This is a genomic window from Pontimicrobium sp. MEBiC01747, from assembly GCF_053601635.1.
Genome location: NZ_JBSHNS010000251.1, coordinates 1 through 341, shown reverse-complemented (window position 1 = coordinate 341; position 341 = coordinate 1). Strand labels below are relative to the sequence as shown.

General features: G+C 32.6%; 1 protein-coding gene. It reads left to right on the top strand.

What is annotated here, in order from left to right; translation table 11 throughout:
* Nucleotides 1-140 (top strand): T9SS type B sorting domain-containing protein (locus ACVC2P_RS08105; RefSeq protein WP_452597976.1); only part of this gene is annotated, 140 nt, incomplete at its 5' end.
* Nucleotides 141-341 lie beyond the last annotated feature (201 nt).

Here is a 341-nt window from a genome sequence, read left to right as displayed (position 1 = left end):
GTCCTTCTGGAAGGGGATGGAATGGCACTTATAATGGCAACCCTATGCCTAATAGCACCTATTGGTTTACGGTACAGTACAGAGAACCGAGCACTAATGAAGTGAAAACGTTTAAGGCCCATTTTGCCTTGAAACGATAATAAACAATTTTAAATATTTAATTTAAAAAGGTCTAAGCTATTGCTTAGACCTTTTTTGTTTTTAAACAGAACTTAGTTTATTGATATAGAATTGATACTGTTTATATAGTTTTCATTTATAAGTGAATTAGGCTATGTTTTTAATAAAAAAGGGAAAGGTAAGGTAAGGTAAGGTAAGGTAAGGTAAGGTAAGGTAAGGTA